Origin of the sequence: Enterococcus caccae ATCC BAA-1240 (assembly GCF_000407145.1) — a bacterium.
GTDB classification, from domain to species: domain Bacteria; phylum Bacillota; class Bacilli; order Lactobacillales; family Enterococcaceae; genus Enterococcus_L; species Enterococcus_L caccae.
In genome coordinates this window covers 139,752-163,228 of record NZ_KE136476.1, presented here as the reverse complement: position 1 = coordinate 163,228, position 23,477 = coordinate 139,752, and the positions used below count along the sequence as shown (strand labels likewise).

Annotated in this window: 19 protein-coding genes; 1 reads left to right on the top strand and 18 read right to left on the bottom strand. The window is 35.1% G+C overall.

Going from position 1 to position 23,477, the window contains the following annotated elements:
- Positions 1–51: 51 nt before the first annotated feature.
- The 6 genes from I580_RS15205 to I580_RS15180 form a co-directional block, all read right to left on the bottom strand.
- A complete protein-coding gene (locus tag I580_RS15205; RefSeq protein WP_010770784.1) occupies positions 52–741 on the bottom strand; it encodes a winged helix-turn-helix domain-containing protein in 690 nt (229 codons plus the stop codon).
- A gap of 586 nt (positions 742–1,327) precedes the next feature.
- Positions 1,328–2,062, bottom strand: a complete 735-nt coding sequence (locus I580_RS15200) for an alpha/beta hydrolase family protein (RefSeq protein WP_010770783.1) — start codon at positions 2,060–2,062, stop codon at positions 1,328–1,330.
- Positions 2,063–2,518: 456 nt separating this feature from the next.
- Positions 2,519–3,364 (bottom strand): VOC family protein, encoded by an 846-nt coding sequence (locus tag I580_RS15195; protein WP_010770782.1) that lies wholly within the window; start codon positions 3,362–3,364, stop codon positions 2,519–2,521.
- A gap of 25 nt (positions 3,365–3,389) precedes the next feature.
- Positions 3,390–3,986, bottom strand: coding sequence for a nitroreductase family protein (locus tag I580_RS15190; protein WP_010770781.1), 597 nt, complete (start codon positions 3,984–3,986; stop codon positions 3,390–3,392).
- 163 nt (positions 3,987–4,149) lie between these two features.
- Complete coding sequence (locus I580_RS15185; protein WP_010770780.1) at positions 4,150–4,515, bottom strand: DUF1304 domain-containing protein; 366 nt, start codon at positions 4,513–4,515, stop codon at positions 4,150–4,152.
- Between the two features lie 13 nt (positions 4,516–4,528).
- A complete protein-coding gene (locus I580_RS15180; RefSeq protein ID WP_010770779.1) occupies positions 4,529–5,167 on the bottom strand; it encodes a nitroreductase family protein in 639 nt (212 codons plus the stop codon).
- 103 nt (positions 5,168–5,270) lie between these two features.
- On the opposite strand from I580_RS15180, the gene I580_RS15175 reads away from it, so the two are divergent.
- On the top strand, positions 5,271–5,582 hold the full coding sequence (locus I580_RS15175; RefSeq protein ID WP_010770778.1) for an ArsR/SmtB family transcription factor: 312 nt from the start codon (positions 5,271–5,273) through the stop codon (positions 5,580–5,582).
- Between the two features lie 43 nt (positions 5,583–5,625).
- Here I580_RS15175 and I580_RS15170 read toward each other — a convergent pair whose 3' ends face one another.
- From I580_RS15170 to I580_RS15115, 12 genes are all read right to left on the bottom strand, one after another.
- Complete coding sequence (locus I580_RS15170; protein ID WP_010770777.1) at positions 5,626–6,567, bottom strand: NADP-dependent oxidoreductase; 942 nt, start codon at positions 6,565–6,567, stop codon at positions 5,626–5,628.
- Positions 6,568–6,769: 202 nt separating this feature from the next.
- Positions 6,770–8,053 (bottom strand): ABC transporter permease, encoded by a 1,284-nt coding sequence (locus I580_RS15165; protein ID WP_010770776.1) that lies wholly within the window; start codon positions 8,051–8,053, stop codon positions 6,770–6,772.
- Positions 8,054–8,734 carry an ABC transporter ATP-binding protein gene (locus tag I580_RS15160; protein WP_010770775.1) on the bottom strand — a complete coding sequence of 227 codons (681 nt, stop codon included), beginning with the start codon at positions 8,732–8,734 and terminating at the stop codon, positions 8,054–8,056. It abuts the gene before it with no gap.
- A 249-nt stretch (positions 8,735–8,983) separates the two neighbouring features.
- Positions 8,984–10,114, bottom strand: coding sequence for a glycerate kinase (locus I580_RS15155; protein ID WP_010770774.1), 1,131 nt, complete (start codon positions 10,112–10,114; stop codon positions 8,984–8,986).
- A gap of 170 nt (positions 10,115–10,284) precedes the next feature.
- Positions 10,285–10,971, bottom strand: coding sequence for a response regulator transcription factor (locus tag I580_RS15150; RefSeq protein WP_010770773.1), 687 nt, complete (start codon positions 10,969–10,971; stop codon positions 10,285–10,287).
- Complete coding sequence (locus I580_RS15145) at positions 10,971–13,631, bottom strand: sensor histidine kinase (RefSeq protein ID WP_010770772.1); 2,661 nt, start codon at positions 13,629–13,631, stop codon at positions 10,971–10,973. Before I580_RS15145 ends, I580_RS15150 begins: the two co-directional genes overlap by 1 nt.
- Positions 13,632–13,646: 15 nt before the next feature.
- Positions 13,647–14,177, bottom strand: a complete 531-nt coding sequence (locus I580_RS15140) for a potassium-transporting ATPase subunit C (RefSeq protein WP_010770771.1) — start codon at positions 14,175–14,177, stop codon at positions 13,647–13,649.
- A gap of 102 nt (positions 14,178–14,279) precedes the next feature.
- On the bottom strand, positions 14,280–16,340 hold the full coding sequence (gene kdpB / locus I580_RS15135) for a potassium-transporting ATPase subunit KdpB (RefSeq protein ID WP_010770770.1): 2,061 nt from the start codon (positions 16,338–16,340) through the stop codon (positions 14,280–14,282).
- 20 nt (positions 16,341–16,360) lie between these two features.
- The gene (kdpA, locus tag I580_RS15130; protein ID WP_010770769.1) at positions 16,361–18,043 is read right to left on the bottom strand and encodes a potassium-transporting ATPase subunit KdpA; all 1,683 of its coding nucleotides are present in this window, start codon (positions 18,041–18,043) and stop codon (positions 16,361–16,363) included.
- A gap of 230 nt (positions 18,044–18,273) precedes the next feature.
- Complete coding sequence (locus tag I580_RS15125; RefSeq protein ID WP_010770768.1) at positions 18,274–20,109, bottom strand: NACHT domain-containing protein; 1,836 nt, start codon at positions 20,107–20,109, stop codon at positions 18,274–18,276.
- A gap of 347 nt (positions 20,110–20,456) precedes the next feature.
- Complete coding sequence (locus tag I580_RS15120) at positions 20,457–20,930, bottom strand: glutathione peroxidase (protein WP_010770767.1); 474 nt, start codon at positions 20,928–20,930, stop codon at positions 20,457–20,459.
- Between the two features lie 84 nt (positions 20,931–21,014).
- Positions 21,015–23,351: a helix-turn-helix domain-containing protein gene (locus tag I580_RS15115; protein WP_010770766.1), complete on the bottom strand. Its 2,337-nt coding sequence runs from the start codon at positions 23,349–23,351 to the stop codon at positions 21,015–21,017.
- Positions 23,352–23,477 lie beyond the last annotated feature (126 nt).

The following is a 23,477-nucleotide window of genomic DNA, read 5'->3' as shown; positions in this document are numbered from 1 at the left end:
GCCACCACCTCCTTGATTCCCTTCAATATTTTATTGATACTTTTAAGATCTTCAAGGTTTCGTTACAAAAGCATAGCCTTTTGTTCGAATGGTTTTGATATAACTTTGACCAAAACTATTTTTGCCTATTTTTGTCCGTATTTTGAAAATACTGTTGGCAATCAAATATTGACGCATTTCATCTGCTTTTTTATCTTGCCCCCAAACTTCTTGATAGAGTTCATCATAGGGGACCGTGCTCCCCTTATTTACCATCAACGTATTTAAAATTTGATATTCTGTATTCGTCAATTGTATTTCTTCATCACCGTTTTTAATGAAACTATTGTTTTTTAAGTTAAGCTTCACCGTTTCATGTATTACTTTTTTAGAATCTACTTTTAATTGAATCACATCTAACAAACGTCTTAATTGAATAAAAGTCACTTCATAGTCCACATCTTCTCTTACTATGCCATCTACTCCTAGCTGCAAATATACTAAATCAATTGTTTTTATTTTATTTTTCGTTAACAATAATAGGTAGCCATCAAACCTACTTCTGACTTTCAGAATCGTTTCATAACTTCCTACAGAATCAGAACTATCTATTTCATCAATCATTAAGATGTTCAAATGCTCAATTTTATACTCAAAATTTTCCAATTGAAGAAACTGAGGATCAAAATTCAATTTTTTCAATGCATTTAAATATGGTTTTTTGGTACTATTTGATGTAGAGAGGATACCGATAGCACACATGATTAGCTCCACCTTTCTATTATGGTTTTCATTAAAAATATTTTTTGCGTTTACTTTATAAAATGGTATTCGTTTAAAGCTAAATCAGTTAATACAGTAACTTTTAATAAATCCATTGCGCTTTGATAAAATCTTAGACAAATCTTTTTGTTTCACTTTAATTATAATTACTTATTTTTATTTACAAATAATATAAAAATATTTTGTTTTAATTCGATATATTAAATGATAAATCATAAAAAAGAGTTTGTGACTCATGTTTTTTTATTAAATATAAAAATTTTTAAGTTGATAAAATGCATACACATCGCTGTTTATCTGAAAATCCAACAAAAAAAGACTGATTTCCAAATCAGTCTACTATTTAACATTTATTTAATATTTTTATTTTTTAACATACTAATTATTTTTCTAATAGTAACTAAAATACTAAAAAGGCATTCTATAGAACTATCCACATTAATTCGTCTGATCGAAACAGCCACACTTACTAAATCTGTTTTAAAGTAGACTTGTATTCTAGTCTATCTTTAATAGCTAAATCATCGAAAAATAATAGTAACTATCTGATTTCCTGACATTTTAATTAAATTTTCTGCTCTATTTCCTTCTCTGTAAAGGAACTATATTTCTTTATCCATTGAATCATAAGTGAAATATGCTCTTGTTGTGGTTGGATAATTTCCCCATGCGGCATGTCATGCAGAACTAGCATATCTAGATTATTCTTTTTTGAAAGATTATCCCTAAAATAGTTTAGAGAAGTTTCTATGTGCACTCGTTGATCATTTGCTCCATGTATTATTAAACTAAGCGAACAAGCTAAGGGTAGATGATGAATGGGAGACGCTTGTTTCAACAACTCATCCGAAGCAAATTGCCCATAATACTCTGTTACAGCACTATCTCCTAAATTTTTGTCACGAGTATAGATTAAGTCTGTAACTGGCGCCAACCCAATCACCTTATCAACGATATCCGCATTCAACAATGAAAGTTGTCCGCCTACCGAATGACCTATTAAAATAATTGACAGGGCTTTAAACCTATCTTTAATTTGAGTTATTGCATTTCGCACATCCTTTAACGGAGTTGGCCATGGCGATTTTTTCCCTCTTCTGTATTCCACATTACAGCAAATAAATCCTTCACTAGCTATTTTTTGTTGTAAAGGTGTTAAGGTCGCATTCGTAAGTTCCGTTCTCCAGTATCCTCCATGTATTAGTACAATAATGGGACCACAAACTTGTTCTTCATTGGGAATCATTAAATCAAAAAAACACTCTTCGCTTGCTGCATAACTAATTTTCTGTGTTTTCATTTTGAATTATCCTCCTACTTTTAGACTTACAAAACCTACAGATAAAGAGTATGAAATGATTTCTATTACAGTATTTAAGGTCTTGTCTCTGATGGCTGAAACGTTTAGTTCGTTTTTCTTTGACTCTAATCAAACTATTCTTTTGGCTTTATTTAATAATAAATCATCAAAACGAGCTCGTGCATCATACTTTTTTTATTAAATATAAAAATTTTTAAGTTACTACCAGACAGAAAGATTCCTATTTAACGTATCAATCCAATAAAAAAATAGTTTGAATTAAATTCAAAAGAAGTCAGTTCAAACCAATACTTAAAGATTAAAATAGTCAGTTCTTATATATTAATATTCACATAAATTTTATCTAAAAAAATAAAAGGGTAAAGCTGAACTTCGCTATTCCCTACTATACAAATCAAAAAAGCCAACTTCCATTACGAAGTTGACTTTTTCAGATTAATATCCAAACTTAATCTTCATCCCATTTGGATCTTGGATTACTACTTGCTCATTTTCCTTCACATACTCAACAGAAGTTTCACCAAGCTGCTTAACAAACAACTCAAACGCTTCTCTAGAAGGCAACTGGAACGTATACCACGCTAAGCCTAACTGATTCTCACCAATTAAAGCTACATGTTCTCCATTCCAAGTATTCGTCCCGATATGATGATGATACTCACCTGCGGCAAAGAATTTCGCACGTCTGCCAAAATTTGATTTTAAAGAAAACCCAAGTTTTTCATAGAACGTCTCCGTCTCCTCTAAATCTGCAACTTGTAAATGAACATGTCCAATTCTTGATCCTGGTGCCATACCTAACCATTGACCATCAGCTTCTGCAACCACAGCATCACCATCTAACTCCTCGGTTACACCAATGATTTCTCCATCTGCTCGAATATCCCATTCTGTCATTGGTTTATCTCGATAGATTTCGATACCATTGCCTTCTGGATCGCTTAGATAGATTGCTTCGCTGTAACCATGATCAGCTGCACCGATTTCAATATTATTTTGTAATAGCCATAACAAGCTATTCCCTAAATCTTTACGCGTTGGTAAGAGAAAAGCGGTATGGTACAATCCTGTTGTTTTATCATTTAGGATAGGATCAACAAGCTCTTCCAGAATCACAATTGCTTCAGAAGAATTCTGTGCACCTAAGAAAGCTGTATTTTGTTCTTTGTTCAATAAAACAAGGCCAATCATTTGTGTATAAAATTCTGTCATTACATCCAGATTTTCCACTTTCAACTTCACTTGTTTTACGATCGTTTCTTTAGGTAATGTGTACACCATACTTTTCTCCCCCATTTGCTTTTAATTAGTTAAATTCTAAGAAACGCGCGCTATCTTCCATGTATTCTTTTTCGCCAGCTTCAGCTTCGATTGAACCGAAAACAAGTTGTGCTCTTAATTTCCATTGACTTGGAATAGACCATTCTTTCGCAACTGCTTCATCGATTACTGGGTTGTAATGTTGTAAGTTTGCACCGATATTTTTTTGTGCTAATGCAGTCCAAACGTTGGCTTGTGTCAACCCACTTGCTTGTTCTGACCATACTGGGAAGTTATCTGCATATAATTCAAATTGTTCTTGTAAGTTTTTAACGATATCCATATCTTCAAAGAAAAGCAATGTACCCGTTCCAGCTGCAAAGCTTTGTAATTTCGCTTGTGTATTTGGGAAAGCTTCTGCAGGTGTTAAAGGTTTCAACGCTTCTTCTGTGATTGACCATAATTTTTTATGCGCATCGCCGAATAAGAAAACCACACGTTGTGTTTGTGAGTTAAAAGATGTTGGGCTTTCTCTAACAATCTCTTTCACTAAAGCTGTAATTTCTTCTTGTGATTGAGGTAGGTTATCTCCTAAAGCGTAGATTGAACGGCGTTTTTTTAATGCTTGAATAAATTCTGTCATGTGTATTGCTCCTTTTCGATTCGAATTAGTTTTTAGATTACTTTCACAGTATATCGTCTTACTAAAAGTAAGTAAAGAGATTTGACTTACTTTTTATAAGTTTTTTCAAAATAAAAGAAAAAAGCCTAAGACAAGAGATTTCTCGCCTTAAACTTTTCTTTTTTTATCTAAAAATCAAAAGTGCTAGCAACGTAATCATTGCTGGAATACCTTGTTTTATTAAAATCGATTTGGATGAAGTCAGTCCACCATATACGGCAGCAACAACCACACAAACGATGAAAAACGTTACCACACTCCAGCTATTCGCCGCGAAAAATGCACCCCATAAAATTCCTGTAGCTAAAAAACCGTTATATAGTCCTTGGTTTTTGAACAAAGTTTGTACTCTTGGATCGGCCAAAAATTCTTTATCTAGACCAAAGCTACGTTGTGCTGCAGGAGACGTTGTCTGAAACATTTCTAGATATAAAATGTAATAATGTTCAACTGCAACGATCACAGCTAGAACTAATGGAATAATCTGCATAAATTTTTTCCTCCTATTTCCAATTTGTAATGTCAGTTGCTGGTAAGCGATAAGACGGATAACCTTCTTCATTTGCTTTACCGATTGAAACAATCATCACTGGATAATAACGTTCTTTATCCATATCTAGCGCTTCAGCAATTTTTTCACGTTCAAAGCCGCCGATAGGATTGGTATCATAACCATAAGCACGGGCAACTAACATTAAGTTCATCGCAGCTAATGCGCCATCAATAATTGCCATTTCTTTTTTATCCTCTGTAGACATTTGCTCAAATAAAGGACTCAGTGCTTCTAATTGGCGCTCCTTCACTTCTGGGGGCATTAGGTTTTGCTCAACAGCCGTACCGTAAATTTTTTCGGCATGTTCAAAGCTATTTAAATCACCAAAAATCACGATCATTGCAGCTGATGTTTCATTTTGCACTTTATTAAAACGAACAAGAGGTGCTAACGCTTCTTTTCCTTCATCACTTTCAACAACAGTAAAGCGCCAAGGCTGCATATTCACTGAAGATGGTGCTTTAACAGTATCATTGATGATTTGTTCCATTTCTTCTCGGCTGATTTTAACTGTCGGATCATAGTTACGAATCGATCTTCTGCCTTTCATAATCGTATCAAAATTATTTTCTTTATATGTGTTTTCCATAATATCCCTCATCTCTCTCTTTCGTTCGATTATTTTCGAACATTAAAAATATATCATTCCCTCCGTGATATGTAAAGTAGTATGTTTATGTTATAATCTGTTTATGAAAAATAAAATAGTCGACAACAACCACGATCCTGTTCTTCAAGCGCTTCAAGCAGTTAGTGATCCAATTCGTTTGAATATCCTTACTTGCTTATTACTTGATGGTGAAAAACGAATTACTTCAGAGAAATATAATATTGTAAAATCCACTTTATCTCACCACATAAAGTTACTGAAGGATGCTCTGCTGATTCAAGAAATTAAAATCGGAACTGCGAAAACCTATGTTTTAAATCAAGAGTACATCCAGCAAGAGTTGCCTGGATTAATAGAATTGATCCGCTTTAGAGCAGGAAACACAACTAAATAGACCATCCTCAACATATTCACCTGTTGGGGATGGTCTATTTTATTTAGTCAGCCATTTTGATAACAATTTTCCCTACAGCATGGTGTGTTTCACTTAATGCATGGGCATCATAAACACCTTGTCTAGAAAAAGGGAAAACTTCTCCGACTACTGAAATCACTTTTCCAGCAGCTATTAAATCAGCAATTTCTTGTAATTGTTTCCCGTTTGTTTGAAGCCAGATACTTTCGGCTTTGATGTTTTTTTCTTTCGCTAACGCTTCGTCTGCAATCCCAACGATCGAAATCAAACGTCCTGTATTTGGTTTTAGAACTGAAAAGCTAGATTTTTGGATATCGCCACCCATTGTATCAAATACTAGATCGATATCAGTTAGAACATCTGCAAAATTTGTTGTATGATAATCGATTATTTCATCTGCACCTAGTTTTTCTAACAACTCATGATTTTTTTCACTTGCTGTTGTAATGACGTAAGCGCCCGCTTGTTTCGCTAGTTGGATTGCATACGTTCCTACACCACCAGCTCCAGCATGAATCAAGACTTTTTCGCCTTTTTGAAGTTTTCCATGATCAAAAAGTGCTTGTAAAGCTGTCAATCCAGCTAAAGGAACAGCTGCGGCTTCTTCAAAAGAAACATTTTCAGGGATTTTCGCTAACAAATCAGCATCAACGATCGTTTCCTCTGCATACGTACCAAAACGTGTGGTTTCTGGACGAGCGAAAACTTTATCGCCAACTTTCCAGTCAGTTACATCGCTACCAACTTCTGTGATAACACCTGCAACGTCCCAGCCTAAAATAATCGGGAATGGCCAGTCAAACATTTGTTTTAAATAGCCTTCTCTTAATTTCCAGTCGATTGGGTTGATGGATGTGGCATGCTCTTTAACAAGCACTTGGTTTGCTTTTAACTCAGGTAAAGTTACGTCTTGTTCCGTTAGTTCTTCTTTACTGCCATATTGATTGATGACTACTGCTTTCATATTTAAAATTCCTCCGTTTTTAACTAAATGTGAACTCAGTATACTCCTTATTTTTTATTTAGGTAAAAAATATGCTTACAAAAAATAAGAATTTAGGACAACAGTGCCGATTTGCGAAGCTTTTTCACTACCGTTTATTCAAATTTTAAGGGGCTGAGCTATAACTCTTCGAGTTATAGCTCAGCCCCTAATACATTAGTTCTTATTCATAACGCAGTGATTCAATCGGATCTAATTTTGCTGCTCTACGTGCTGGTAATGTTCCTGCAAGAAATGCGATTCCCATGATTACCAAAATGATCACAGCTGATGAAGAGGCTGAAAATTGAATCAAGGTAAAGCCTGTTAATGATTTCAAGAAAGAGTCAGCTGCGATTTGGTTGATCAGCGCACCTGCTCCAACTGCTCCTAAGATCCCTAAAAGAGAACCCAGGAAGCCAATCAACGCTGCTTCTACACTAAAAATCGTAAAAACTTTCCCACTGCTAAGTCCCATTGCTTTCATCAAACCGATTTCTCTTGTACGTTCTTGAACTGACATATACAACGTGTTAATGATTCCAAAACTTGCTGCTAATAAGGCAATCGCACCAAACATTGTTAGAACACCTGTAATTGCATTGATCACATTTCTGATCATGCCGATTTGATCTTCTACTGTTTGTCCCATGTAACCCGCTTTATCTAACCGTTCTTTTACATCTGCGATTTCTGTCTTGGTTACATCTTTGCTCATTTCACCCATAATCAAACCATATTGTCCAGTCATTGCTTCTGGTAATCCTGCTTCATTGATTTTTGAAATTTCATCAACAAGAGAGCGATTCAATAATGACATTCCACCTTGGATCAAACTAGTATTACGTACACCAACGATGGTCGCTTCAACTATTTTTTCTTCTCCAGTAGCAGCAGAAGGTGCTGCGATTTTAACGGTTTTACCAATAGCTTCTTCACTTGATTTATAGCCTAAAGATTTCACATATTCTGGCGCTAAATTGAGTTGGAATTTTGAACTATTTTGGTCAAGCTCTTTGCCTGCTTCCAGATCTACATTCAATTCTTCCACCATCGGCATTCCTGAAAAGACATATTTTTCATCGTTCTTTCCTGAAATATAACTTGTCGAAACAGATTTCATTGCTTCTGCGTTTTTGATCCCTTTGATCTTTTTGATTTTCTCAAGATCTTTGCTATCTAAGGCTTCCTGTTGTTGCATTGAGCTTGTTTTTTTGTTTTCATCGTATTTTTCAGGTTCGCCATCTTCACTAGGTCCTCCAGTCATTTTAGGTTGGATTATGATTTGATTTTGACCGCCTACACTGCCGACTTGTTTATCAATATAATCATTGACTCCAATATTAACGCCTGTTGTAAGCGAAATGGTAAATGCCCCAATAAAGATGGCTACTATTGTTAAAATTGTCCGCCCTTTATTCCGCATTAAATTTGAACTGGCTGATTTTAAAATATCACTAAATTTCATCTACTCGTTCCCTCCCACAATTAATCCGTCACGCACATGGATTTGTCGATCACAGCGTGCTGCAAGTTCTGGATCATGTGTGACAATAATCAGTGTGATCCCTTTTTCTTTATTTAAATCAAATAACAACTGTTCAATCTTCTCACCCGTCGTGGAATCTAAGTTTCCTGTAGGTTCATCTGCAAAAATGATTTTAGGGTTGTTCACTAGCGCTCGGGCGATACAAACACGCTGTTTTTGACCACCTGATAAATTATTAGCTTTATTATTGATTTTATCCTCTAATTCAACAGCTTTTAACGCTTCAAGTGCCATTTCTTTTCGTTTGCCATTTGAAATACCGCCAATTTTTAGTGGTAACATGACATTATTTAAGACCGTATCTTTAGAATTCATGAAAAATTGCTGAAACACAAAGCCAAATTGTTTGTTTCTTGTTTTATCTAACTCTTTTTTGCTGATGCTGGTTACATCTTGATTGTTTAATAAAATTTCTCCTGATGTTGGTTTATCTAATAATGCCAAAATATGCATAAATGTTGATTTACCTGACCCACTTTTTCCGATGATCGCAACGGATTCACCTTCTTCAATTTTTAAAGTTACACCTTTTAAGGCATCAAATTTTGATTCATTACGACCGTAGCTTTTTTTTATATTTCTTGCTTCTATTACAGACATGTTTTCCCCTCCATTGATTCTGACGCTTTGTTATATAATATAGTGCTATTTCCCAAGCTTTTCCCCCTATTTTCATTTACTCCTTTCTATTTATTTCTCTTACCATTTTGCGGTAGTTCTCCTCACTTGTCATGGTACCTAAGACCTATATTTTATAGACTTAAGGTTGATAAAAAAACAACACTCATTAGCTGATAGCGCCAACAAGTGTTATTTACAGTGCTTTTTTTATAACAAAATAAAGTTCTACTAGTTCTCATATTTTTTCATCAACAACAATAATTCCAACGTACGATTTACTGCTTTGTATAAATTTATTTTCGCTTCCTTCATCGCTTCATCCAATGATGTGATATGATCAATAATTGGTATGATCACTGAAACGCCTTCTTTACTAAATTGTTTTTGATCGCCTTTAAAACTTCCTACGAATGCAATCACTGGTACATTGTATTTTTTGGCAATTCGTCCGATCCCAACGGGTACTTTCCCTTGAAGGCTCTGATCATCCATCTGACCTTCACCAGTAATAACTAAATCGGCATGTTCAATCGCTTGTTCTAAGTCTGTTTGTTCTGAAATAAACTCAAAACCAGAACGAAATGTTCCATTTAGAAATACCCTGATAGCAAAACCAAGTCCTCCAGCAGCTCCATCTCCAGCAATCAATCGGGCGGTCCTACTTACTACTTCTTGATAATGCTTCATGCCAGATTCATATTGAGCTAACTCGTTTTCAGTTAAGCCTTTTTGGCGGCCAAACATGTAAACAGCACCTGACTCACCTAATAATGGGCTGACAACATCAGAAGCAATCAAAAAAGTGGTTTCAGCTAAGCGTGGGTCTAAATGTTCAACAGAAAAATGAGCGATGTTTGCTAAACTGCTTCCTTTTGCTGGCAATCGTTGTCCAGTTTGATCAAAAAATTCAACCCCCAATGCAATTAGTAAGCCAATTCCACCATCGATTGTCCCCGTTCCCCCCAAACCTATAACAATTGTTTTAGCGCCTAGATTCATTGCAGCCAAAATCAGTTCCCCAGTACCATACGAGGAAGTATTTTGTGGGTGGGTCTTTTCTGTTCCGTCTAAATATTGAATACCAGAAGCTGCAGCCGATTCAATCACAGCTACTCTTTCAGAGTCAAACCAGCCAAAATCGACTGTCACCGATTGCCCATTTAAAGCCTTTACTTGTGCTTGAATTTTCTGACCAGCACTATTTTTTACAATAGCTGCTACCGTTCCTTCACCACCATCTGCGATAGCTACTTCTTTTACAACATGGCCTTGTGCTCTAAATACATCAGCAGTAATTTGGTTCGCTTCAATACTGGATAATGAACCTTTCATGGAATCAATAGCTGTTACAATGTTCATTTTCTCTCCTCCATCTAATTCCCTTATTTTACCATCTTTTAATCCTTAGTATGTACGATTAACTCTATCATTTTTGCACTAAAAAAAGCTAGGAGATAACTCTAAGAGTCTCATCCTAGCCTTTTGGAAACGAAGTGATCATTAGAGCAGAAGCAACCTCTTGCTCCAAACTATTTTTCAAGCATACGATAGCCGATCCCGATTTCTGTTAAAATATATTCTGGTTCAACAGGATTATCTTCGATTTTCTTGCGAATGTTCGACATATTGACTCTAAGTGTTTGGCTTTCATTACTATATGGTCCCCAAACTTTTTGAGAAATATAGGTATGTGTCAGTACTTTTCCAACATTTTCACCAAGAACCTGGATGATTTTGTATTCATTGGGAGTCAGATGGATCACTTGCCCTCTTTTGCTAACGGTGTGGTGTTCTATATCGATACATAAGTCACCATTATTGATTTGCTTCACTTCTATTTGAGCACCAGAATTACTTGCAGCATGCCTCAAAGCAGTTCTGATTCTAGCAAGTAATTCTGGTGTACCAAACGGCTTGGTGATATAGTCGTCGGCTCCTAAATCTAATGCTTCAACCTTATTATTTTCATGATCACGGGCTGAAATAATAATAATTGGCACAGGAGATGTTTCACGAATTTTCTTCAATACTTCAATGCCATCTTGATCAGGCAATCCTAAATCAAGCAAAATCAAGTCTACCGACCACATCCGAAATGTTGATAATCCTTCCAATGCCGAATGAGCTAAATGAATGACATGCTTCTCTTTTTCTAAAACAGCGCCCATAAAATCAGCAATCACATCATCATCTTCAATAATCAAAATCGTTGCCATTACTTTTGCTCCTTTCTCTCCAGTGGTAACGTGAACGTAAATATAGCTCCACCTTGAGGTCTGTTTTCAGCATTAAGTGTTCCATCATGAGCCATAATGATTGTTTTAACAATCGATAAACCGATGCCCATTCCACTTTTAGAATCGACTGGCGTATTTTGTTTAGTCATCCCGCTAAATAACAGCTTAAGTTGCTCTGGGGTCAACCCTTTCCCTTGATCGGCAATTTCAAAAGTAATTTCTTTTTCCGTTAAGCCAACTGTGACAAAAATTGGAGAATCGCTCTCTGAGTGTCGAATAGCATTTTCCATCAAATTAAACAGCACCTGCTCTATCAAAATCGAATCCATCGGTACTAGTACAAACTCGTCAGGTAAGGTTACCTTGATTTCACTGTTGGGGTAGCTTTTTCTAATACGTTGGATTGCGGTTGAAACAACTTCCTCGGCAGCCTCTTTGCTTTTAGCCACTTTCATTGTTTCTTCATTGATTCGAGTAATCGACAATAAATTTTCTACCATACGGATCAGCCAATCTGCATCTTCCTTGATTCCAACTAATAATTTACGCTTAGTGTCTTCTGGAAGTTTAGCTGTATCATTATCATTTAAAATCGTTTCAACAGATCCCGATATCCCTGTAAGCGGTGTGCGTAAATCATGGGAGATCGCTCGTAATAAGTTCCCGCGCATCCGTTCTTTTTCGCTTTCGAATAATATTAACTGGCGCTCTGATGTTAGTTTATTTTGTTCAATTGCTAATGAAAGTTGTGTAGAGATCAACTCTAAAAAGCTGATGATTTCATCTGTGATCGGATTCTCTTTGCTTTTTTCGATTCCAATCACTGCCAACGTAACACCATTTGATAGGACTGGTAAATAAAGTGCTTTCGCCCCCATCAACGTATCGGTTCCATAGCCTGCTTCTTTTTGGTTCACGAAGACCCAATTAGCAACTGCCAATTCTTCTAAACTTCTTAATGGTCCTTTGATTGGTGCACCTTCTGGATATTTTAGCTCTTGTTCACCATATAAAACGACTTCCCTATCTAACATATTAGATAAGTATTCAGCTGTAGTTGATAGGATTTCTTTTTTATCATGAGTGATTAGATATTTTTTATTTAGTTCGTACAAAATCTCTAGTTGATGCTCACGTTTCATTGCATAGAACGCTTGTTTTTTGATTTGCATCATTAAATTACTCACTAATAAAGCAACTAGCAGCATAAAAATCAAAGTGACTGGATAGCCTTGTTTATAGACTGTCAAAGAAAAGAGTGGTTCAACAAAAAACCAGTTAAACATCAAAACGCTAGCAATTGAGGCTAAAGCTGCCCATAGATACCCCGTTGTTATCCTAGCTACTAGTAGCACAAACAGAATATAAATGAGGATCAAATTCTGATCACCAATATGAAAATAAGAACCTAATTCGGAAAGCAATGTCGCTACCACCAGCAAGCCAATCGTCATATAAAAGTCTTTCCAAGTAAATATACTGTGTAAGTTCTTTTTCTTAACAGTATACTTATTGAGTAAATACTTATTGGATTGATATGGAACTAAATGGATATCGACATCTGGGATAAAAGCAACCAGCTCATCTTCCAAATCCGGTCGATACAGACGGATAAAGCGCGAACGCTTGATAACTTTCCCCATCACCAGATCGGTAACGCCTCGCATTTTCACATACTGAACAATTGTATCTCGCTGATTATCACTTTCTAACGTAACAACCTCACCGCCAAGTTTAGCTGCGAGTTTTGAGTTTTCGGATTCTGAATGCTCAGACGTATCTTCTAAAATTTCCAAAGCAATCCATTCAGTACCTAAAGCTTGTGCTAAGCGAGCAGTCCAACGTAGACATTTTTTCGTCATGTCGGGATTTTTTTCATCAATGATTGTGAGTAGTTTAGAATGGATACCTGTATTTTTTTGTGTTTCTTGCTGATTCGTCGTATTAATGTGATCTGATGCTTTTCGAATTGCTAAACCTCGTAATAAGGTTAAATTATCTGTTTTGAAAAAGTTTGCCATGGCTTTTTTTGCATTTTCGGAATGGTAAATTTTTCCTTGTTTCAGTCGTTCCAGTAATTCTTCTGTTTCAATATCCACTACTTTTAATGAACTAGTCTCAAAAAATGTATCGGGTACTGTTTCAGTAATATGGACACCTGTCACTTGTTCCACTACATCGTTCAAACTTTCGATATGCTGAACATTGACCGTGGTATAAACATCAATACCAGCTTTTAATAATTCTTCAATATCTTGATATCTTTTTCTATTTCTCGCACCAATTGCATTTGTATGAGCAAGTTCATCCACCAAAATAATAGATGGCTTTGCCTGTAAAGCAGCATCTACATCAAATTCGTTAATCACGATGCCTTTATATTCATATTTTTTAGTTGGTAACATGGGTAATCCTGCAACTAAACTTTCAGTTTCAGGACGAGCATGGGGTTCTACATAGCCAACTAAAACTGTTTTTCCTTCTGCTAGTTGTTCATGGGCTTCTTTTAACATAGCATATGTTTTCCCAACCCCTGCCGCATAGCCGAAGAAAACCTTCAGTCGACCAGACCGGAGGCTTTGTTCGTTTTTCTTCCATTTTTCTAGTAACTGTTCGGGATCTAAACGTTCATCTTCCAATAGTTTTCCATCCTTTTATTCAGATTCATCTAGTGATTGGTTAACGCCTAAAACATTCACACGTCGTGAATCGACGGGTCCGATTTTAAGTCCAGTGATGTTTTGTTTGATTATAGCACGTACTTCGCTATTTTTCATATTTCTAGTGGTAGCAATTCGATTAGCTTGTGCCATTGCAGCAGCTATTGAAATCTCCGGATCGATACCACTTGCGGATGCTGTGACTAAATCAAGAGGAACTTCTTCCATATCGGCTTCTTGCACACGTTTTTCAACACGAGATTTTTGTTCTTTAGAAACAGGTGATAATTGGCTGACTTGTACCGGACGTCCGTGCAAGTATTTTTCTCCTGAGAATGTTTGTCCGATCAATTTTGAACCTGTAATAACTGTTTTATTTGCTTTTTCCTCTTTGAGCAGACTGCCATTTGCTTGCGTTGGAAATAGCACTTGCCCAACAGCTGTAACAGCTGCGGTATAGATCACACCGCAGATTACAGTAAATAACAAAATACTTTTTAGTGAAGCAATCATTATTTTTTTCATGTGTTTTTCTCCTTAAATTTAAAAGTGAATAGGCTTGCCTATAGACCTGGATAGAATTAAAAGCATAGTGGACTCGTTCAGCTTCACTGCACCTTTTATTTTTTAATATAAAACAAATGTCAATACGATATCAATCAACTTAATCGCGATAAAAGGAGCTATAACACCACCCAAACCATATACAAGTAAATTGTGACTTAAGATTTTGCTAGCTGGTTTTTCTTTATAGGAAACACCTTTTAATGCTAACGGAATCAATGCTACGATGATAAATGCATTGTAGATGATCGCAGATAAAATCGCTGTTGTTGGGCTAGTTAGTTTCATGATGTTCAACGCATCTAAAGCTGGATAGATACTGAAAAACAAGACTGGAATAATCGCAAAATATTTAGCAATATCATTGGCGATACTAAATGTCGTCAATGCACCTCGTGTCATCAATAACTGTTTCCCAATTTTAACAATACTGATTAATTTAGTTGGGCTAGAATCTAAATCAATCATATTACCAGCTTCTTTAGCAGCTTGTGTCCCCGTATTCATTGCCACAGCAACGTCTGCTTGAGCTAATGCTGGTGCATCATTCGTACCATCACCAGTCATTGCAACAAGATGTCCTTTTTCTTGATAGTCACGGATCAAACTCATTTTATTTTCAGGGGTTGCTTCTGCCAAGAAATCATCAACACCAGCTTCCGCGGCAATTGCGGCAGCTGTCATAGGATTATCTCCAGTGATCATGATGGTTTTGATACCCATTTTACGCATATCTTCAAATTTTTCTTTTACACCATTTTTGACGATATCTTTTAAATAAATCACGCCGAAGACTTGATTATTTTTGACTACAACTAAAGGTGTCCCACCTTCGTTTGCAACACGTTGAACGATCGTATCACATTCTTCTGGATAAAGATTCCCTTTTTCTTCTACATACTGCTTCATCGTATCCGCAGCACCTTTGCGGATCTCATCCCCTTGGTAGTTGATCCCACTCATCCGAGTTTTTGCTGTAAATTCGATAAATTCAACTTCCATATGGTTTAATTCACGACCACGGATATCAAATTTTTCTTTTGCTAAAATGACAATACTACGCCCTTCCGCTGTTTCATCTGCTAACGATGATAATTGTGCAGCATCAGCTAAATCATATTCACTTATACCTGTGACTGGAATAAATTCACTTGCTCGACGATTGCCTAATGTAATTGTTCCTGTTTTATCTAATAATAAAATATCTACATCTCCAGCAGCTTCAATCGCACGTCCACTCATTGCAATCACATTTTCTTTGTTCAAGCGACTCATTCCAGCAATGCCAATGGAAGAAACCAATGCGCCAATTGTCGTTGGGGCCAAACAAACAAGTAAAGCGATGATTGTTGTTAAGGCTAAAGCTGAACCATTCCCTACAAGTTCACTTGAGAACTTGGTAAAAGGCAATAAGGTTGCTGAAACAACTAAGAAAATAATCGTCAACATGATCAAAATAATTTGTAAACCAATTTCATTTGGCGTTTTTTTCCGTTCAGTTCCTTCTACCATAGAAATCATTTTGTCTAAGAAGGATTCTCCATTTTCAGCTGTCACTTTGATCACTAAATAATCAGAAACGACAGTTGTTCCACCAGTAACAGCACTGCGGTCGCCACCTGACTCTCGAATCACAGGTGCAGATTCCCCTGTGATAGCACTTTCGTCAACTGAAGCTGCACCATCGATCACATCCCCATCCATTGGGATTTGTTCATTGACTGCTACATAAACGAGATCACCCTTTTTTAATTCAGATGACTTGATTTGAGTGAATTTTTTTGTTGCGACATCTTCAACTGACTCAACTTTATGAGCTATGACATCTTTCTTCGCTTGTTTTAAACTTTCTGCTTGTGCTTTCCCCCGACCTTCGGCAATGGCTTCGGCAAAATTAGCGAATAAAATCGTCAACCATAAAATAATAGTGATCGCCAAAATAAAGAATGGCTCTGTATCTGTATATCCTGCAAAGGTTAAAAAATAAAGGATCGTCGTTAAAATAGCGCCTAGATAAACAACTAACATAACTGGATTTTTTAGTTGAATCGTTGGTGCAAGTTTTTTAAATGAAGACCTGAATGCATCTATATAAACATGGCGTTTACTTTGTGTATTTTTCACTTGTTTCCCCTTCTTTTACTTTATTTTGTCATAAAGTGTTCTGCGATTGGTCCTAATGCCATAGAAGGCAGGAAGCTTAGAGCACCAATCACTAAAATCACAATGATCAACATCGTTACAAAAGTTGCATTTGTCGTTGAAAGTGTTCCTGATCCGGTTGCAACAACTTTCTTTTTCCCTAAGTTAGAGGCTAGATAAATCACTGCTAACATCGGAATAAAACGAGAAAGAATCATGATGATTCCACCTAGTATATTTAAAAATGTTGTATCTGTTGTCAATCCTGCAAAGGCACTTCCATTATTATTCGCTAGTGAAGAAAAAGCATAGAGAATTTCAGAAAATCCATGTGGACCTTGATTATTTAACCAAGACATTGCTTGTGGATTCAAAATAAACAACATCGTTCCAATCAATGTCAGCAACAACGGCGTCAAGATAACTAAACAAGCCATTTTCATATCGAAAGGTTCGATTTTTTTGCCTAAATATTCGGGTGTTCTTCCCACTAATAAACCAGCGATAAAAATAGCGAGCAAGATAAAAACGATCATCCCATATAGTCCACTACCAGCTCCGCCAAAGATGATTTCACCCAACTGCATTAAGAACATTGGAATCAAACCGCCAAGTGGTGTAAAGCTATCCAACATAGCATTGATAGAACCATTAGAAGCTGCTGTCGTACTGACTGCCCAAAGACTAGACCAGCCGATACCAAAACGTGTTTCTTTTCCTTCCAAATTCATTTGTCCAATCACATGAGCAAACTGTGGTCCGTAGTATTCGCTTAACGTCACTCCGACCAGTGCAGCGATCAAAAAGCCAAGTGAAACGATCATGATTGTTCTACCTTGTTTCCAATCTTTTACAAACAGACCGAAGGCAACGATCAACGCTGCTGGAATCAAGAGGATCGAAATGTTTTCGATAAAATTACTGATCAAATTAGGATTTTCAAACGGATGTGCAGAGTTAGCTCCAAAATAACCACCGCCATTAGTTCCTAATTGTTTAATCGCTACTTGACTAGCAACTGTACCCAGAGGTAAAAAGATTTTTTGTCCTAGTTCCAAACTCGTCGTTTCAACAGAACTAGCAAATGTTTGAACAACACCTTGGGAAATCAATACTAAGGAAACGATAAATGAAACCGGTACTAACACATACAAAATAATTTTCGTTAAATCTTGCCAGAAATTCCCGATATGTTTTGTTGTCCGATTGGTAAACCCTCGAAGTAAAACAAATAATACGGCAATCCCAACTCCTGCTGACACAAAATTTTGAACAGTTAATCCAAAAGCTTGTGTAAAAATCGATAACGTCTCTTCACCTGAATAGGCTTGCCAGTTGGTATTGGTAATAAAACTTGCAGCTGTATTAAAAGCTAATGAAAAACTTGTTCCAGGAAGTTTTTCCGGATTCAGTGGTAAAAATCCCTGTCCCAAAAGCATAGCCATCAAAATAACAAATGAAAAGAAGCTAAAAAATAGAACGCTCAAACCGTATTGTTTAGCGGTCATTTCTTTTTGTGCTGGCATTCCTAAAAATTGATAAATCTTTGTTTCGATTGGGCTGATCATTCTTGTTAAAAATGTCTTTTGATTTGTCATCACTTTATGGATATAAAAACCTAATGGAATAGCTAAACCAATCAAAGCAATAAAAAAGATTGCTTGTTGAATAATAATTGCACTCACTGTTGATCCCCCCAAAGTAGTTGGTAAAATAAGTAAATAAGCAGTAATCCTGCGATAATTCCAGAAATAATCGTCATGAAAATTCCTCTCCTTCATTTGATGAGATTAGGATATCAAATTTTATATAAAGATAGTGTTAAAATTGGGGTTGGATCTTTATACAATCTTTATACGTTTACAGGGAAAAAAGGACATCAATCAGAATAAATCTGACAGATGTCCTTTTTATCTTAAAAATCATCAATTAGGCTTTCTAGAGTCCTTTTATATGTCCTATTTTCATTCAAAAACTGATCTTTCCAGCCTATCAAGTATTCATATCTTGGTTTTATCCAACAATCACACCAAGCGACAAAGATTTCGGAAATTGGTTTGCATTTTCTTATTTCCTCTATAGTTACTTCAAAACTATATTCATTCACCATATCGTCCAATTGATCTATCAGCTGATTCTCAATGTCATCACGTGTTATATCTATTTTATCTAAGGTTATATTTTTTTCTATATTCCTCAGTGTCAAAAAGAATATTGAAAAGAACTGTCTATATAAAACTGATATTCCGATTCCAATAGAAAATGCATCTGTATCTTCATCAGGATAAATATTTAAAGAATCAAGACAAGAAAAGTAAAGCTTATGAAAATCACTATTAAATTTATCTTTAAAAGTACTTTCAAAACAATCAATTACAGGAAAAATAAAGTTCTCAATAAACCTCCTTTGTTGTTTGTAAATCAAAGTGTTGATAAAAGTAGAATTAGTTTGTATAACTCTAGGATCATTACTAATCCAAGCTTTAAATAATTTTTGTTGCATATCATCTTTTAATGTTTCAACATATAATGCTGAAAAATATTCTTGAAAAGAACGATGAGAGAATTTGTAATACTCACCTTCTTGAACTAACAAACAAACAGATTTAACAGCATCTTCTACAAAATCCGATGGACTGAATTGAATATGTTCTTTACACCTGTATTTTTCTAAATATCCGAATAATTCTCCTTTTTTCATATTTATGGATGATTTAAAGAATGATTTAAAAGCGATATATGCTAAAATTTTTTTAAACTGCTCAATGTCCAATATATTTTTTGTTTTCATATTTCTTGTAAAACCTGATTTTGAAGCATCATGTTGATAAAATAAAGCAACATAAGCCTGTTCATAAAAACCAATAAGATTACTCGGAATTTCTCCACCATCAGTATAAGTAAGTAACATTATAATCAATAGCAACGGTATTGATGCAAATGATTCATGTTCTTCATACAGATTATTTTTAAGTTGTTGATAAAATTTTCGCTTAATAGAGGTGTCAAACTCTAACTTATTGATTAATGAGAGAGCCTGTTTTTTATCAAGTTTTTCAATTTTATATTCATGAAATTCATTCCAACCGATAATGTTATCAACTGGTCGTGAAGAAACTATAAAATTATTACTATCATATTTATCCGAAAATTTTTTAAGATTTCTTTCTATATTTTGATAATATTGTGGATCTACTTCGTCTAATCCATCAAATAAAAATAAGTATTTTCCTAATGTTAGTGTATATTCAAACTGCTCGAATGAAATATTCAATTTTATTTGATTTATTGAACTATATACAAATTCCTCTACAGAACTGTCAGGATCGTTATTCAATTCCTTTAATTCAATAAAAATTGGAATAAAAGTTTCATTTTTTATTGTATCTAATAAAATATGTTTCATCATCATTGATTTGCCGATTCCACCAGTCCCCGTTATAAATAGTTTTTTATTTATTCGAACAATGTTTTCAGAATTACTAGTATCAGTAATGATTTTCTTACCTAATCGTAGATTCATAGGCTCAAAAAAGCTATATAAATTTTTAGGTGTATTTTTATATAAAAGAGTTTTAACTTTACTGTATTTATCAAAAGATTTTTCTAAATATTCAAAATAAATGGTACCAAATTCTTCTTCTGTCTTAAAATTCAAATGATCAAACTTCTCTTTTAATTTTTTGAAAATAAATGGAACAGCTTTATCAAACACCATAGTTGTAGCTTTTACAAAAACAACATTTTCCATAATTTAACCTCCTACAATTATTATTTATAACTTATGACAAAAATACGTAAACTAACAATCACCAGATAAAATCATATGATTCAAAAGCTATTAATCATTATTATACCATAAAAAGAAACAAAAAGATAACTTAAAGAATGTTATATATAATTATTTGCATAATACCGTTTCGTTATTTGAATATTGGCTGAATAATAAATACAAGAAGAAGTAGTAGATATGGTCACATTAGTTGAAAAAAGCCCATAGAGAGCTAAATTCTCCATGGGCTTACTCTTCATCTTTTTTCTTAGTAAAATCATTACACCCTAAGATGACTCTTGGCACTAAGCACTAAAAAGTATTTTTTACAACAATTTCTCAATATCCCCAGCAATTTTTTCCGGTTCAACAGTTGGTGCAAAGCGTTTTACAACATTGCCGTCACGATCTACTAAAAACTTAGTAAAGTTCCACTTGATCGCGCCACCTAAAAGTCCGCCTTTTTCACCTTTTAAATAATCATACAAAGGATCAGCATTCTCTCCATTCACATCGATTTTTCCAAACGTTTGAAACGTCGTTTGATACGTCAACTGACAAAAATCACTGATTTCTTGATTGGTTCCAGGTGCTTGATGCCCAAATTGGTTACAAGGGAAATCTAAGATTTCTAACCCTTGCTCACGGTATTTTTTATATAACTCTTCTAAGCCTTCATATTGAGGTGTAAAACCGCAACCTGTCGCTGTATTTACAATCAGAAGTACTTTTCCTCGATAATCTTCCAAAGAAACTGTCTCATCATTTGTTGTTTTCACTTGAAAATCATAAATACTCATGTTACTTCTTCCTCTCCAATTACCTGTCTTAATTAAATACTAGCTAGTAGAGGGATTTTCGTCAAGGAAACGACCTTTGATTTGTCATGAAATGGGTGTCAATTCCAATAGCACGATACCGTTTGTATCAAGCGTTACATAATAATTAAACATATCTTCAATTTGAGTATCAAAGACTTTGATCTTCGGTTTGGTACTATCTACAACATATTTTTGAGTTTCAAAATCAAGTGCTTCGGCATTACGGAATTCTTCATACGTGTAAAATAATGCTCCATTATGACGGTTGAAGTCAATTTGCTTGATTTGATAATGAGCTGATTTAATAGCTGCTAATTCAATTTCAAATGTTACTGCCTGACTTTCAAGAAACGCCTCTTCTGAAGAAAGGTGTGGATCAAAATAATTCGTATTAAACAACAATAACTGATACTTGCCATCAACATAAGTCAACAAATATTCTTCCCCTTGCGCCAGTACTTTACCTTCCATCCTCCTAGCAAGCAACAAACAAAAATAAGCAGGTCTTTTTCCACTGTAAAAATGAAATAGCTCCAACCCATCATTTTTTAGCGGTCGTTCTTGTGTTTGTTTCTCATACAACTCGATATTCAGCCAAAATCCGAACCCAGATACTAATGTATCCAACATTAAAAGATCTTTTAAGATAATCGCTCCTCTAAAGAATGTTCCGTTACTATTTCTCGTCATCCCCGTCAAGGTGTTCCATTCAGTAAGATAAAGCGGCAACTTGATCTCATATTCTTTTAGAATATGCTTGATATGCAGAGTTTTATTCAGCACATATTGATGATAATTTTTTAAATCTGGAAAGGTGCTATCTAAATTTTGAAACACATAATTAGGCTCGGCAGAAAATGATAAAAAATCACACTTTGCCGCAATCGTCTCGCAAAAAAATTGCGTTTGTTCTGTATCTCTTTGTTCAAAGAATGGATCAGGCAAAGGAATTTCTGCACCTACGACTATTTTAGGAGAGACCTCAAAAAGGGTTTTTTTCACTTCTAGAAATTCAGGATAATAGTCAGCAAGATTTTGCCCTTTAAATAGACAATTGACCTTCCATTGCTCCGTCAATTTTGTTCCAAACTTATTTTGAACATGTCGAAAAAATTTACGACAAATCTCTTTCACACTCACACTTAGTTGGTTAAATTCTACAAGAGACAACTGGAAAAAAATATTCAGCCGAGCATCTTCTAAAAATGTCAGAATATAGTCCCACTGTTCAAATGCAGGAAATGAGTTCATTCCGGCTTCTTGATGGATCTGAACCGTTAAAGGAATTTGTGTAAATAAAGATTGGATACTAATATACCTGATTCCAATATGCTTTTTTATATCTAGAATTTCACTTTGGATTTTTTTAGAGGCTAATGCTTCCCACGAACCAACGTGAATGATCACGTCTTTTTTTAGGTAATCGGCTTCATATTGTTCTGTTGTAATATGGAGCTGTTTAGTCTTTAGCGATAATTCTGAAGGGCGAGATTCTTCCAACCCTGTTTGAATATAACTGTACAATGGGACCAAAATTTCTTTGATTTGAAGCTCTGTCGTTTGAACGACTTGTTTGATTTTCTGTGGTGCCTTTGTCTGCTCTAAGTGAGATGAGCGATAACTGGTTGGCGAATCGTTAAAGATTTTTTTAAAGTGTTGACGATAGGTTTTACTATTACTAAATCCACTATCCAAGGCAATTTGCTCGATACTTTTTTTCGTATACAGCAACTCTGATAAACTGTGCTTCACACAAATCGTCCGCACATAATGAGAAAAGTAATCGCCCGTTTCCTTCTTAAAAAACTTCGATAAAGAGGATTCCGACATAAAAAAATATTCTGCCGCATCTGATAATAATATCCCCTCGTGGTAATGTTCTTCGATATATTCCAAGATCTCTCTTAATTTTTGATTGTCAGAAGGATGATACTCCGTGACTTCTTCTTTTTGAAAATGATGAACCAAGGACAAAATAATCTGTGTTAAAAATAAAGTGATCTTGAGTTTTTTTGAAGGGTCATCGCTAAATTCAACTAAACACAACTCCGCAACTTGTCTTCTCAAAGCTGCGATCGCAGGCATTTTCCCATGTTCTTTTTGGATGGGTGTACAGTCAAAGCGCGTATAGAAAAACGCAGAAAATTGAGCCGCAAAGAAAACACTATTAATTCTCAACTCTAAATAAGTACAATTTTGTTCTAAATCGCCACTCAAAAGAAAATGATCCCCTGCATTGATTACAAACAGTTCTCCTGCACTTACTCGATCAGTTGTTTCTTCTATAGTAATAAACATGTTTCCTTTTAAGACCATCAAAATGGTCGTTTCTTTACATAGTACATCTTGTTTCGTCAGCAATTGTTGATAATTGATCTGATAATTTTCATTTACAATCATTTACTTACCTCTTTTGTTTATTTCCTTTTCATTATAACACTCATTTCAGAAAATATCGTTCGTTTATCAACCTTATAGTTTCCAATCCATCTATTCTAAAAGGGATTTCTGTAATTTAGAAATTTC